Here is a 14,156-nt window from a genome sequence, read left to right on the forward strand (position 1 = left end):
CTCTCGCTGAAACGAGTCAATAATTTATCAGCTTTTCTAAACGACTGCTCAGCGAGGTAATGGATAATGAGTCATGTAACCGGTTGTTCTTGCGAGGAAAGTCTGCGGGAAACATTTCGTGCCTTTTCACAAACCCGTCCGGAATGTGTGATATATCAAACATCGCTAATGAGTGCGCTGTTAAGCGGTGTTTACGAAGGAAATACCACGATTGAGGATTTACTTAATCACGGCGACTTTGGACTTGGCACATTTAACGAGCTGGACGGTGAGTTGATTGCGTTCAACAGCGAGGTGTACCAGTTGCGTGCTGATGGCAGCGCACGGGAAGCCAGCCGACAGCAAAAAACCCCTTTCGCGGTCATGACCTGGTTTAAACCAGAACATGAGTTTTACCTGGATAAACCGTCCAGCCGCCAACAGCTGCACGACATTATCGATAAGGCGATCCCCTCCGATAACGTCTTTTGCGCCCTGCGTATCGATGGCCATTTTCGCCATGCGCACACCCGCACCGTTCCGCGCCAGACGCCGCCTTATCGCGCCATGACTGACGTGCTTGACGACCAACCCGTGTTTCGTTTCAACGGGCGCCATGGCGTGCTCGTTGGGTTCCGCACACCACAGCATATGCAGGGGATCAACGTGGCGGGCTACCACGAACACTTTATTACGGATGACCGCCATGGAGGCGGACATTTGCTGGATTACCAGCTCGAAAGCGGCACGCTGACGTTTGGTGAGATCCACCATTTGATGATTGATCTGCCTGCGGATGCGGCGTTTCTCAACGCCGATTTACACCCGGACAATCTGGACGCCGCCATTCGTTCCGTCGAGAACTGATAAACATTTAAAGGAGTAAATGATGAGTAAAGAGAGCCGCACACACCAGTGGGCGCATGGCGCCGATATGGTGGTAGGACAACTGGAAGCGCAGGGAGTGAAACATGTGTTTGGCATTCCCGGTGCCAAAATCGACAAAGTGTTTGATTCGCTTCTTGATTCAACGATTCAAACTATTCCGGTGCGCCACGAAGCGAACGCGGCATTTATGGCCGCGGCGGTCGGGCGCATCACCGGTAAGGCTGGCGTCGCGCTGGTCACTTCCGGCCCCGGCTGTTCCAATTTGATTACCGGTATGGCGACGGCCAACAGCGAAGGCGACCCGGTGGTGGCGCTGGGCGGGGCGGTGAAACGGGCGGATAAAGCTAAACTGGTGCACCAGAGCATGGACACGGTGGCGATGTTCAACCCCGTCACGAAATACGCGGTAGAGATAACCTCATCCGACGCGATTGCTGAAGTGGTATCCAATGCGTTTCGCGCCGCTGAGCAGGGCCGGCCGGGCAGCGCGTTTGTCAGCCTGCCGCAGGATATTGCCGATCAACCCGCGAGCGGCAATATCCTGCCCGCCAGCGGTGTTCCGCAATTAGGCGCCGCGCCGGATGCGGCGATTGACGAGGTGGCGAAACTTATCGCGCAGGCGCAAAACCCGGTATTTTTGCTCGGGCTGATGGCAAGCCGGGAGGAGAATATTTCGGCACTGCATCAGTTGCTGGAGAAAAGCCATATTCCTGTCACCAGCACGTATCAGGCAGCCGGCGCGGTTAATCAGCAGCATTTCACCCGCTTTGCCGGGCGCGTGGGGTTATTTAATAACCAGGCCGGGGATCGGCTGCTGCACCTGGCGGATCTGATTATCTGTATTGGTTACAGCCCGGTGGAATATGAGCCAGCAATGTGGAACACCGGTGACGCGAAACTGGTTCATATCGATGTGCTTCCCGCTTATGAAGAGCGCAATTATGTACCGGATTGCGAGCTGGTTGGTGATATTGCCAGCACGCTCGACAAACTGGCAGCGAAAATCGAAAAGCCGCTGATCCTTACTCCGCGCGCCTCCGAGATCCTGATTGAGCGCCGCAACCAGCGGGAACTGCTCAGCCGTAAGGGCGCGCAACTTAGCCAGTTCGCTATTCACCCGCTGCGCATTGTGCGGGCGATGCAGGACATCGTGAATAACGACGTCACGCTGACCGTTGATATGGGCAGTTTCCATATCTGGATTGCGCGCTATCTCTATAGCTTCCGCGCCCGCCAGGTGATGATTTCCAACGGTCAGCAAACCATGGGCGTCGCGCTGCCATGGGCGATTGGCGCATGGCTGGTCAACCCGGGGCGCAAAGTGGTGTCGGTTTCCGGCGATGGTGGCTTTTTGCAATCGAGCATGGAACTGGAAACCGCTGTGCGCCTCGGGGCGAATGTGCTGCATATCATCTGGGTCGATAACGCCTACAACATGGTGGCCATTCAGGAAGAGAAAAAATACCAGCGCCTGTCTGGCGTTAATTTTGGCCCGGTCGATTTTAAAGCCTATGCCGAAGCGTTTGGCGCCAAAGGGTTCGCTGTTGAAAGCACGGCAGAACTGGAGCCCACGCTGCGAGCGGCAATGGATACGGACGGCCCGGCGGTGGTCGCCATTCCGGTCGATTACAGCGATAACCCGCTGCTGATGGGCCAGCTCAATCTTAGCCAGATTCTTTGAAAACCAAGGAGATATGATGAAAAAAGTTGCATTCGTGACCGGTGCAGGTCAGGGCATTGGTAAAGCTATTGCGCTGCGTCTGGCGAAAGATGGCTTTGCCGTCGCTGTTGCCGATTACAACGCCGCAACGGCAAAAGCGGTGGCCGACGAAATTAATCACAACAATGGCAGCGCGATTGCGGTGACGGTGGATGTTTCTGACCGCGACAAAGTCTTTGCGGCGGTAGAGGAGGCCAGAACCAAACTGAATGGATTTGACGTGATTGTGAATAACGCCGGGGTTGCGCCTTCAACACCGATTGAGTCCATCACGCCGGAAGTGGTGGATAAGGTTTATAACATCAACGTAAAAGGCGTGATTTGGGGCATCCAGGCAGCGGTAAAAGCCTTCAAAGCGGAAAAACACGGCGGCAAAATTATCAACGCCTGTTCGCAAGCCGGGCATGTCGGCAACCCGGAGCTGGCCGTGTACAGTTCCAGTAAGTTTGCCGTACGGGGACTCACGCAAACCGCTGCGCGGGATCTCGCGCCGCTTGGCATTACCGTTAATGGCTACTGCCCTGGCATCGTGAAAACTCCGATGTGGGCAGAGATTGACCGCCAGGTTTCGGAAGCGGCCGGTAAACCGTTGGGGTATGGTACGCAGGAGTTTGCTAAACGCATTACGCTTGGGCGTCTTTCGGAACCTGAAGACGTTGCCGCCTGCGTCTCCTACCTCGCGGGGCCGGATTCTGACTATATGACCGGTCAATCATTGCTGATTGATGGCGGTATGGTATTTAACTAATTTCTATGGCTCGGACACAGCCTTGCCCTTGCGAAAACGCAGGGGCTTTTTTGTTGATGAAAGTCATTCTCATCTCCATACCGCTGTGATAAGTTGCATCTAATGTGCGTGTTTTAGCAAGGAGAGTCCGATGGCCGACAGTGATAAAGCAGGGCATACCTTTCTGGCGAGTCTCGGGAAAACGCGTTTGCGTCCCGGCGGGGTGGAAGCGACCGAATGGTTGTTTAGCCAGGCGCAGCTAAATGCGCATAGCCGGGTGCTGGAAGTTGCCTGCAATATGGCCACCACCTCGATTGAACTGGTGCAGCGTTTTGGCTGCATAGTCGACGCCATCGACATGGATAAAAACGCGCTCGCGCAGGCACGGCAGAACGTGATTTCTGCCGGTCTCGAAAGCCACATTCATCTTAGCGAAGCCAATGCGAATAAGCTGCCGTTCGACGATAACACTTTTGATGTGGTGATTAACGAAGCGATGCTGACCATGTATGTGGACAAAGCGAAAGCGAAGCTTATCAGCGAGTATTATCGCGTGCTGAAACCCGGCGGCCGTTTACTGACGCACGACATTATGTTTGTGCGCAGCGGGCTGGCGACAGATAACCAGGCAAAACTGGAGCAGGTGGTGAAATCGAATGTCAGCCCGATGACAGAAGCGGCGTGGAAAACATTGTTTATCGACAATGGCTTTGCCGCAGTAGACACGCGCCACGGGGCAATGTCGCTGATGTCGCCCGTTGGGCTGATACGTGATGAAGGCTTCGCGCGTACGCTGCGCATTGTTTTTAATGGTTTGCGCACACGTGATAACCGCACGCGATTTCTGGGGATGTTTCGCTTTTTCCGCGCCAATCGCCGCCAGTTAAATTACATTGCCTGCTGTTCGCGCAAGGCGTAACACATCAGGTTTTGCGCGCCGTCCAGCCGTGAATCAGCAGTGACTGGAAAAAGCGCTGCGGCGGGGTAAAACCAGCCTGTTCAATCAGCGCTTCCGTGGTTTCTGCGGGTAACAGCAGCAGGCGCTGCGACAGTTGCGCTTTTATTTCAGCCTTATCGCGCGGTGCCTGGCTGGCGGTTTCGTGCAGGGTTGTCCACGCTTCAAGCTGTTCATCAAATGCCGGGCTGTGCATATCCCCGGCGATCTCTGCCGTGATCATACGGCCACCGCCTCTTAACTGGTTCGCCATTTGTGAATAGATGCCATCGCGCTGTGGATGCTGAATAAAGTGCGTGACCAGCAGGCAGAGTACTGCATCATAATCGCCGCTGGCGGGAAGCTCATTAAGGTAGCCTTCATGCAATGTGCAACGGTTGGCAATGCCCGCCTGGTCGAGCTTTTGTTGGCAGACAGCCAGCATATCCGGCGAGGGATCAACGCCGGTAAAGCGCCATTGCGGATGGTGCTGCGCAAGGCGAATAATTTCGCTGCCAGTGCCGACACCAACACAGAGAATTCGCGCGTGCTGCGGCATTTTTTTCAGTAGCAGAGAGATAAGCAGGTGCAGATTGTTGGCAATTTCGCCCAGCCGCTCGTTGTAAGCATCGTACTGGCGGGAGAATTCTCCGTTAAAAATGTCGTTCGTATTCTGTGCCACGTTATCTCCGGGATTACTGCAAGTCATGTAATTTACAATATTACATGAAATGACGCGGTGCAAGACATATGCGTTTTTCGGCAAACCAGCGCAAAAATGATCGTTTTGGTAATAGCTGGCTTTGCGTTTAACTGAGGGCGTCAACCTTTGCTGGAGAACGTGCTGATGAAGACATTGCTGCAACAGTGGCTTAATCGCCTTACCCCGACGCTGCCATTACAGACGGAAGCGGGGGAATATGATTCGGGGCGCCATGTTGCGCTGCTGATCCCGTTCGGCCTGCTTTATGGTCTTGATTATCATCCTTCTGTATGGATTTACGATGAAAAATGAGCGCTTTCATCTGGTGATGCGCTACAGCTACTGGAATGAACTGTGCGCTAAAGCGTAAAACCCGTCTGATATCAGACGGGTTTTTTGTTTGTGCTGCACAAGGTTTTTGTTACTTCACAACCGCCGTTTTTTAACTGTTCTTTCGATCTCATTTCTCACTTTTTTTGAATTTATGAACGTGATTTTTTCTGGCTTATGCCTGAGGTCACATTTTCGACAATGATACTTGTATGGTAGTAGACATAAATTCCATAAGGGATATAACAGTGAAGACTGTGATGTTTTCCGGTGGCAACAGGCGTCCGTTATTAGCGGAGCCGTTCTTGCACAAATAATTCTCTTATGGAGTTTTTATGTCCATGATAAATAAACAACAGTTACAGCTTGAGATGCGTAGAAAGCTGAGCAATTGCGGGGGTTGGCTATGACCCGTAAAAACAGAAAAGTGACGATTCCTGTCAGCATTGGTTACGGCATGACAGACATAATGGGCGGTGGCGCTTTTACGGTAATTGGTGCCTGGCTGCTGTTTTATTACACCACCTTTGTCGGTTTATCACCGATTCAGGCGGCGTCCATTGTCGCGATCGCGAGGATTGTTGATGCTATCGTGAGCCTGTTTATGGGCAGTTTTACCGATCATTTTTATAAAAATTTTTTAGGCAAGAAATTTGGCCGCCGTCGTTTCTTTTTACTTATCGGCGCGCCACTAATGCTGGTTTATATTCTGTTATGGCTTAATGGCATGAATTTTTGGTTTTATCTTGCCGTTTACCTGGCTTTTGAAATTATTGCTGCCATGGTTTTAATCCCGTGGGAAACCTTGCCCTCGGAAATGACCAAAGATTTTAACGATCGCACCAAGCTTTCTACTTGTCGTATGTTTCTTTCTGCTTCCGGCACGTTTCTCGCGACCTTTATCCCCGGTGTGCTAATTGGCTGGCTGGGCGAAAAAAACGCCGATGCTTATTTGATTAACGGTGTGGTTTTTGCTGTGTTGTTTATGGTTTGCGTATTTATTTCCTGGAAAGTAAGCTGGGAGCGCGAAATAACACCAGAAATGATGCAGGAGATGGAGAAAAAACGTCAAACGGGCAATGCGGCGCAAACACTCACCGGCGTGATTAAATTATTTAAAGATTATGCCTCGACGCTGAAAATTCGTGCGTTTCGCAAGCATCTGGCTATTTATCTTTTTTCTTTCACGGCGAAAGACATTTATAACACGGTGTTTGTCTTTTTCTGTGTCTATTGCTTGCATGTCTCATCTTCCCTGGCGGGAACCTTGCTGTCGATGAGCATCGTCGGGCTGCCGGTAACGCTCATCGCGGGTTTCGCCATTATCAAATATGGCCCATCCCGTCTTTATGTTTTTGCCTACAGCATGATGCTGCTGTGCCTGGGCGGTTTCTTTCTGGTGTACCTGTTCCCCCCGGAAAACAAAGTGGTGCTGCTGGTGATCCTCGCCGGGTTTTATCAGGTTGGGCGCTGCGTTCTGGAATTCACGCCGTGGAACGTGTTCCCGTTTATTCCGGACATTGACGAAATGGTTACGCGCCAGCGCCGTGAAGGGTTATTTGCCGCCGTGATGACGTTTTCACGTAAGACCACGGTAGCCATTGCGACCTTTGCTGTCGGTTTGCTCTTACAGAGCGGTGGTTTTGTAAAAGGCAGCCTGCAACAGCCCCAGGAAGCAATCACCACCATTGTAATGCTGCTGTTTATCGGCACCGCCGGGCTTTTGCTGGTGGCGATGTGGCAAGCGCTGACCTTTCATCTCAATAAGCGCACGCACCGCATTTTTGTCGACGAACTTGACCGCCTGAAAGCCAACGGAAGTAAACAGAGTGTGACGCCTGAAGCGCGTAAAATTGTCGAAGATTTGACAGGTTACCGTTACGACACGCTTTGGTCTGATGCAACAGTAGATGGCACGGTGATATCAACTGCCGGATTAAGTAAAAGTTATATGCCGAAATAAGATTAATCGCCCGGTGTATATTGTGCTGATGTTTTTAAAAATTGATTGGCTATTTTTCAAGAGCATTTATTGAAGAGTGAATATCATTTTGCGTCAGCGGACTATTCTCGGTGCGTTTAATTTGTGGACGGAAAAAATAGCTTACATAATGTTGCACAACTGTCATATGAGGGCTGCGGTTTTCGTGTTTAATAGCCGTGGCTACTGTAACTCAGTGCGTTCCTGCAGAGCGCGCAGAGTTGCAAATTTTAACCGTTAGGTTAATTCATCTTTTTTAAGGTTTGCTTAGACCTCCCGATTGCGATCCGGAGGTCTTTTTTTGCTTGTTGCGCTGCCATTTTTTATTTTTCACGGTTGACACAAAATTGTCATAAATTCGCTCTATGCTGCCCTGGCTCTTAATATTACTCAAAAATTTAATCACTATTTCGATTCGGAGAGACTATGGCAATGCTTAATGCGTCAGTTCGCCTGATGGCTGCTGCTCTTGCACTTTCGACGACTACTGTTTTCGCGGCAACGAATGTGACGGGTGCTGGTGGTACTTTTCCGGCACCTGTGTATGCAAAATGGGCAGCTGAATACCAGAAACAGACGGGATCTCAGGTGAACTACCAGGGGATTGGTTCTTCCGGCGGCATCAAACAGATTATTGCGAAAACCGTGGATTTCGGCGCATCCGATGCTCCGATGAGTGATGATGATCTGGCGAAAAACGGCCTGTTTCAGTTCCCGACCGTCATTGGCGGTGTGGTGCTGGCGGTTAATATCCCCGGCGTAAAATCCGGTGAACTGACGCTGGACGGCAAAACGCTGGGCGATATCTATCTGGGCACCGTTAAAAAATGGAACGACCCGGAAATCACCAAACTGAACCCGAAAGTCAAACTGCCGGATACGAATATTAACGTCGTGCGCCGCGCGGATGGTTCCGGCACCTCTTTTGTTTTCACCAGTTATTTATCGAAAGTGAATGCTGACTGGGCAAGCAAAGTGGGTAAAGGCTCAACGGTAAACTGGCCGGTTGGCTTAGGCGGTAAAGGTAACGATGGTGTTGCCGCGTTTGTACAGCGTCTGCCGGGTTCCATTGGCTATGTTGAATACGCCTACGCGAAACAGAACAACCTGACCTGGACAAAGCTGTTCGACGCCGATGGTAAAGTGGTTGAGCCTTCGCAGCAGAGCTTCAGCAACAGTGCCAAAGGGGCTGACTGGAGCAAATCTTTCGCGCAGGATCTGACTTTCCAGAAAGGCAAAGATGCATGGCCTATCTCTTCCACTACTTTTATCCTGGTGTATAAAAAACAGGATAATGCGGCGAAAGGTGCCGAAGTGCTGAAATTCTTCGACTGGTCTTACAAAAATGGCAGCACCATCGCCAGCGATCTGGATTACGCGCCGCTACCGGATTCGGTTACCGCTCAGGTTCGCGCTGCATGGAAAGCCAACGTGCAGGACACTTCTGGTAAGCCGCTGTTCTAATCTCGCTATCTCTTAAAAATAAACCCGGTGCGCTACCGGGTTTATTTATTCGTCCCAGTCTGTTCTCTTACGTAACCTATTATTATTTTATTAAGTCAATCGATGAATGATTGTATTAAGTAGGTTAATAATATTCGATTTTTTACGCTAACTTAAAAGATAATTCTGCATCGATATTTCTATCTTCTTAATATTTTAAAGTGCTATAGAAAATGAAGTGGCTTGAGTGTGTGTTTTCCACTCGTCAGGTCAAATGAATCATCTGATTTTGAAGTATGACATATTGTTCTATTACGTAACCCCTGTTAGTTTTCACCCCGGTCTTGGTTTATTTCCCCGCTCGCGGGGCACTGCGATGTTCAATCCTGATGTTAATTCTTTAACAGGCTTTGTAAAAAATCCGCCGTCTCGCGAGATTCCAAGTTTCAATTTTTTATTCTTATCCGGTATGCCTGGTCACATTTACCGATAAATTTATTCGAATAAAAATCGATTCCAGGTTCAGGAAACAAGACTGAGAACGTTTTATTTCAAATGGGTTCTGAAGGTTAATTAAAGGGAAGCAAAAGCGTGATTAATTCGGAAAAGAAAGTTCAACGTCTTGTGAGAACTCAGCTGGCCCCGTTGACGGTAGCAATGATATTGGCATTACCTGCTGTTGCGCATTCCGCTGGTTTAAGTATGAAAAATGGCACGCTATATAATGCGAATGGCGTGCCGGTCGTGGATATTAATAAACCTAACAGCAATGGCTTGTCACATAACGTCTGGGACAACCTCAACGTCGATAAAAATGGCGTTATTTTTAATAACAGCGCTTCAGCATCCGATACGGTGTTGGGCGGCACCATCCAGGGTAACAGCAATCTGACATCCGGGTCGGCAAAAGTTATTCTCAATGAAGTTACCTCCAAAAACGCGTCGACGATCAATGGCATGATGGAAGTGGCAGGTGATAAAGCCGCGTTGATCATCGCCAACCCTAATGGCATTACGGTTAATGGTGGCGGTACGATTAATACCGGTAAACTCACCCTGACCACCGGCACACCAGATATTCAGAATGACAAACTTGCAGGTTATTCCGTAAACGGCGGAACCATTACTATCAGCAAACTGGATAACGCCAGCCCTACTGAAATTTTGTCGCGCAACGTAGTGCTCAGCGGAAAAGTAACCGCAGATGAACTGAATATCGTTGCGGGTAATAACTACGTTAATACTGCCGGTCAGGTGACCGGAACGGTCACGGCGTCGGGTTCACGTAACAGCTATAGCGTTGACGTTGCGCAAGTTGGCGGCATGTACGCGAACAAAATTAATCTTATCAGCACCGAAAGCGGCGTGGGCGTGCGTAACCAGGGCGTCATTGCCGGTGGAGCTGGTGGGATCAGCATTGATGCCAATGGCCAGTTGCTGAACAGCAATGCGCAGATTCAATCAACAGGTTCGACAAAGATTAATACCAACGGCAAGCTGGATAATACAACGGGTCTTATTACATCCGCTGGTGCTATTTATCTCGATACCAATAAAAACGCTATTGTTAATGCCCGTTCAGGTACGATTTCGACGACGGCAGATATCTACGTTAATAGCGGCGCATTTGATAACACCAACGGCAAAATTGCCGCCAGCGGTGTGCTGGCTGTCGATACCAATAACAATACGTTTACCAACGCGGGTAAAGGAAACGATGTCGGTATCGAAGCAGGTATTGTCACCTTAAAAACCGGGACGCTTAATAACAGTAATGGTCAGATCCATGGCGGCTACCTGGGGCTTGATACCGGCGCGATCAACAACAACAGCGGTATTCTGGAAACATCAGGCGACATGGATATTGCCAGCCTTGGCAACGTTGATAACAACAAAGGCTTAATCCGTTCTGCTGGCGGTCATATCAAGATCACTGCTGGTGGCACGGTTAATAACGGTAGCACCAAAACAGCGGATACCGTCAGTTCCGACTCCTTAGGCATCGCAGCCGATACCGGTGTAGAAATCAACGCAAACAGTATCAATAACAGTGGCGGTCAAATCGCATCGAACGGCGATGTTTCGCTAAACAGCAAGGGCCTGGTCAATAACGATTCCGGCAACCTTCTTTCCAATAAGAAAGTGATTGTGAAGGGCGACTCCTATCGTAATGACTACGGTGGCATCGGCGGCAAGAAGGGCGTGGAGGTGTCGGTTAACGGCAACCTGAGCAACTATATTGGCGTTGTAAGCGCGGAAGAAGGTGATATCTCGCTGAGTGCGAATGCGGTGGATACCCACGGCGGTTTCATGATTGGGCAAAATATTGCCATCGACGCGAAAGCCGGCGTAAACACCACCAGATCGCTGGTATTAGCTAATAAAAAGCTGACTATCCATGCGGGCGGCAATGTTGATAACCGCGATGGTAATCGCTTTGGCAATGACTTTGGCCTCTATTTCGGCATGCCGCAACAGACCGGTGGCTTGATCGGTAAAGGTGGCGTTGAGATTTCCGGGCAGAATATTTACAACAACAACAGCCGCATCATTGCCGAAAATGGGCCAATGAGCCTGCAAGCGCAAGGGAACATTGATAACACGCGCGCGCTGATGGTCAGTGGGGCCGAGACCGCAATTAAAACGGGCGGGGTTTTCTACAATAACTACGCAACAATTTCCAGCGCGGGCAACCTCACACTCGATACCGTTTCCCTGCAAAACTACAGCAGCGGCACGCTTATCGATAATAACGCCACAGGTTTCATCAGCGCAGATAAAGATATTACGCTGAATGTGGACAACAATTTCACTAACTACGGCTGGATCAGCGGTAAAGGCGCTGTGGCGCTGAATGTGGCGAAAGGGGCGTTTTATAACCGTAATACCCTTGCAGCTGATAAGTCGCTTGCGATCAATGCTCTGAACGGTATTGAGAACTTTAAAGATATCTCCGCCGGTGGCAGCCTGACGCTGGATACGCAACGTCATGTGACAAATAACAGCAACAGCAATATGGTCGGTAACGGGATCACAATTAACGCGGTAAACGATATTAATAACCGCGGTAATGTTGTCAGCGACGGTGATATTAACGTTGCAACCAAAGGTAATCTGTATAACTACCTCTATATGCTGGGCGCTGGTGATGTTGCTATTACTGCTAACAACGTTACCAACAATAATTCCCTTATTGAAGCAGGTGGTGATCTGACGATTACCGCTAATGGCAATGTTGGTAATAACCATGGCACGCTGCGTTCCCTGACTGGCGATGTAAATGTGGCGGCAAAAGGCACGGTTGATAATTATAGCGGTAAGATCACCTCTGCTGGCGATGTCGGAATCAGCGGGAACTGGTTGCTCAATGACTATGGCCAGATTGCTGGTTTGAGCAATATTAACCTGATGCTGACAGGCAATTTCGACAGCTACAAAGGTTCTGTGACCTCTCAAATGGGCGATATCACGCTGGTTGCGAACTCGGTAGATAACAACAACGGGTTGATCGCGGGTGAAAATATCACCATTAATTCCAAATCAGGTGTCTATAACAACACAGCGCTGATTGCCGCGAATAAAACACTTACCGTCAATGCTGTCGGCAATATTGAAAACAGAGACGGTAATAACTTCAGTCATTACAACGGCGAGTATTTTGGTGTCGAAGGCGATGTAGGCGGCATGGTGGGTAAAACCGGCGTCTCGCTTTCCGCACAAAATATCTACAGCACTAACAGCCGTATTGTGGCAGAAAATGGCCCGCTTAGCGTGCTGTCCCGGGGCGTATTTGATAACACCCGCAGTATGCTGATGAGCGGTGTCAACGCCATCATTAAAGCGGCGGGTGTTTTCTATAATAACTATGCGATGACATATAGCGCCGGTAACCTCGACATCACTTCTGCTTACCTTGAGAACTACAGCAACGGTAAGCTGGAGGATGGAACGGCGACGGGCGTTATCGCGTCGGATAAGAACCTGAACCTGAGCGTGGACAATAGCACCACCAACTATGGTTGGATCAGTGGTAAAGGTGATGTGAATTTCAGCGTGCTGAAAGGTGTGCTGTATAACCGCAACACCATTGCCGCTAATAATGCGCTGGTGATTAGTGCCCTGAATGGTATCGAGAATTTTAAAGATATCCTGGCGGGAACCAGCCTTACCCTGACGACCCAACGGCACGTTACCAACAACAGCAACAGCAATATGCTGGGGCAAAGCATTGCGATTAATGCGGTAAACGATATTAATAACCGTGGCAATATTGTCAGTGATTATGCATTAACCGTAAAAACAGACGGTAACGTGTATAACTACCTCAATATGCTGAGTTATGGCACCGCGAAAGTGACTGCGAATAAAGTCACTAACAGCGGTAAAGACGCGGCTCTGGGCGGTTTTTCCGGCCTTGATCTCGAAGCGAATGCGCTAACCAATACCGGCACCATGATTGGTCTGTAAGTTGTAACACAGGCAGTGGCAATTCGCTGCTGCCTTCCCCGTTTTGTCTCTCGCCACTGCCTTACGCGATAAGCGTAATCACCCGATTTTCCTCGATAAGATACAGGCCATGAAACTGGCATCCTTTTTTGCGTGCAGGCGTCAGCGGCTGTGTTAGCTCAAGGGTAAGGCTATGTGCCGCCGTATCGATGCTACAGATCCGCGCCGCTTCAAAACCGAAAAAACAGTGCACCTCAGGGTAGAGCGCTTTGAACAGACTCTCTTTGGCGGAAAAGAGTATCAACAACGCCGTTTCATACGCTAAGCCGCAGGCGGCAAGTAACCGTCGTTCATCAAGGCTGGTGAACATCTCCGCCGTTTCTCTCATGGTTTTTGCATCGAACATTTCAATATCAATACCAGGCGTCAGCCCTGCGCCACGCGGGGCAATAACCGCAATAGCGTGACCACGGGTATGAGAAAGGCTGCCGCACCAGCCCGCGGGCCAGACGGGTTCCCGGCTGGGAGACGTATCAACATGACCATCGCAGCCTGCGTTTTGTAATAGTTGCCTGGCGGCATAGCGAGCCGCGAGATACTCCGCGCGCCGTTTTGCTACCGCTTTATCAAGCACCGGGGGAAAAGGGATGGCATATTCGCTAAAAAGCGAATCCTGGTAAGCGGTTACGTCGAATGCGACCTGGCAGTAAGCCATTGCCGGGAATTGCGTGATGAACCCCGTTTCCGAGTGCATCACGAAAGCAGAGGATGAATGGCTTAGTTGTGAAGTAAACATATTATCTATCAATAAGTTAATGAGTTATCTCATCGGTAACGTGTTGCCAGTAAATGCAATCAGTGTAACGCAGGTGCTGTAGCCATCACGCATTTCTTTCTCCGCAAAGGCGCGCTGGTTGAGAATCATCTTGAGGAAATCACACTATTATCATTCATCAACGTTAAGGTTTTCTGTTATATGGTCACTTATCTATCCACCTCATGAAT

At 49.9% G+C, this 14,156-nt stretch carries 10 protein-coding genes; 8 read left to right on the forward strand and 2 right to left on the reverse strand.

From position 1 onward, the window contains the following. The first annotated feature begins 66 nt into the window (after positions 1-66). The 4 genes from budA (at position 67) to BN2591_RS19150 (ending at position 4,233) form a co-directional block, all read left to right on the forward strand. Complete coding sequence (budA, locus tag BN2591_RS19135; protein ID WP_086873433.1) at positions 67-846, forward strand: acetolactate decarboxylase; 780 nt, start codon at positions 67-69, stop codon at positions 844-846. A gap of 22 nt (positions 847-868) precedes the next feature. Continuing rightward, the gene (gene alsS, locus BN2591_RS19140) at positions 869-2,548 is read left to right on the forward strand and encodes an acetolactate synthase AlsS (protein ID WP_086873434.1); all 1,680 of its coding nucleotides are present in this window, start codon (positions 869-871) and stop codon (positions 2,546-2,548) included. Between the two features lie 16 nt (positions 2,549-2,564). Beyond that, positions 2,565-3,335 (forward strand): (S)-acetoin forming diacetyl reductase, encoded by a 771-nt coding sequence (locus BN2591_RS19145; protein WP_017457519.1) that lies wholly within the window; start codon positions 2,565-2,567, stop codon positions 3,333-3,335. A gap of 130 nt (positions 3,336-3,465) precedes the next feature. Next, positions 3,466-4,233, forward strand: coding sequence for a class I SAM-dependent methyltransferase (locus BN2591_RS19150; RefSeq protein WP_086873435.1), 768 nt, complete (start codon positions 3,466-3,468; stop codon positions 4,231-4,233). Positions 4,234-4,237: 4 nt separating this feature from the next. Here the strand turns inward: BN2591_RS19150 and BN2591_RS19155 are convergent, their stop codons facing one another. Continuing rightward, positions 4,238-4,930, reverse strand: a complete 693-nt coding sequence (locus BN2591_RS19155) for a class I SAM-dependent methyltransferase (protein ID WP_086873436.1) — start codon at positions 4,928-4,930, stop codon at positions 4,238-4,240. A gap of 165 nt (positions 4,931-5,095) precedes the next feature. Here BN2591_RS19155 and BN2591_RS24595 point away from each other — a divergent pair, with 165 nt between their 5' ends. The 4 genes from BN2591_RS24595 (at position 5,096) to BN2591_RS19170 (ending at position 13,172) form a co-directional block, all read left to right on the forward strand. Beyond that, positions 5,096-5,263 (forward strand): hypothetical protein, encoded by a 168-nt coding sequence (locus tag BN2591_RS24595; RefSeq protein WP_162842164.1) that lies wholly within the window; start codon positions 5,096-5,098, stop codon positions 5,261-5,263. Between the two features lie 424 nt (positions 5,264-5,687). Beyond that, a complete protein-coding gene (locus tag BN2591_RS19160; protein WP_086873437.1) occupies positions 5,688-7,244 on the forward strand; it encodes an MFS transporter in 1,557 nt (518 codons plus the stop codon). Positions 7,245-7,694: 450 nt separating this feature from the next. Then, a complete protein-coding gene (pstS, locus tag BN2591_RS19165; RefSeq protein WP_425268961.1) occupies positions 7,695-8,726 on the forward strand; it encodes a phosphate ABC transporter substrate-binding protein PstS in 1,032 nt (343 codons plus the stop codon). A gap of 681 nt (positions 8,727-9,407) precedes the next feature. Then, positions 9,408-13,172: a beta strand repeat-containing protein gene (locus tag BN2591_RS19170; RefSeq protein ID WP_086873439.1), complete on the forward strand. Its 3,765-nt coding sequence runs from the start codon at positions 9,408-9,410 to the stop codon at positions 13,170-13,172. 61 nt (positions 13,173-13,233) lie between these two features. On the opposite strand, the gene BN2591_RS19175 is transcribed toward BN2591_RS19170, so the two are convergent. Then, positions 13,234-13,947, reverse strand: a complete 714-nt coding sequence (locus BN2591_RS19175) for a 4'-phosphopantetheinyl transferase family protein (protein WP_162842165.1) — start codon at positions 13,945-13,947, stop codon at positions 13,234-13,236. Between the last annotated feature and the right edge of the window lie 209 nt (positions 13,948-14,156).

Origin of the sequence: Kosakonia pseudosacchari (assembly GCF_900184035.1) — a bacterium.
In the GTDB taxonomy this organism is placed as follows: Bacteria; Pseudomonadota; Gammaproteobacteria; order Enterobacterales; family Enterobacteriaceae; genus Kosakonia; species Kosakonia pseudosacchari.

What these genes read in the sequence shown, in the direction of transcription:
- BN2591_RS19160 (WP_086873437.1), top strand. Translation starts at nt 5,688, where the DNA reads ATGACCCGTAAAAACAGAAAAGTGACGATTCCTGTCAGCATTGGTTAC.
- BN2591_RS19170 (WP_086873439.1), top strand. Translation starts at nt 9,408, where the DNA reads ATGAAAAATGGCACGCTATATAATGCGAATGGCGTGCCGGTCGTGGAT.
- alsS (WP_086873434.1), top strand. Translation starts at nt 869, where the DNA reads ATGAGTAAAGAGAGCCGCACACACCAGTGGGCGCATGGCGCCGATATG.
- budA (WP_086873433.1), top strand. Translation starts at nt 67, where the DNA reads ATGAGTCATGTAACCGGTTGTTCTTGCGAGGAAAGTCTGCGGGAAACA.
- pstS (WP_425268961.1), top strand. Translation starts at nt 7,695, where the DNA reads ATGCTTAATGCGTCAGTTCGCCTGATGGCTGCTGCTCTTGCACTTTCG.
- BN2591_RS19145 (WP_017457519.1), top strand. Translation starts at nt 2,565, where the DNA reads ATGAAAAAAGTTGCATTCGTGACCGGTGCAGGTCAGGGCATTGGTAAA.
- BN2591_RS19175 (WP_162842165.1), bottom strand. Translation starts at nt 13,947, where the DNA reads ATGTTTACTTCACAACTAAGCCATTCATCCTCTGCTTTCGTGATGCAC.
- BN2591_RS19150 (WP_086873435.1), top strand. Translation starts at nt 3,466, where the DNA reads ATGGCCGACAGTGATAAAGCAGGGCATACCTTTCTGGCGAGTCTCGGG.
- BN2591_RS24595 (WP_162842164.1), top strand. Translation starts at nt 5,096, where the DNA reads ATGAAGACATTGCTGCAACAGTGGCTTAATCGCCTTACCCCGACGCTG.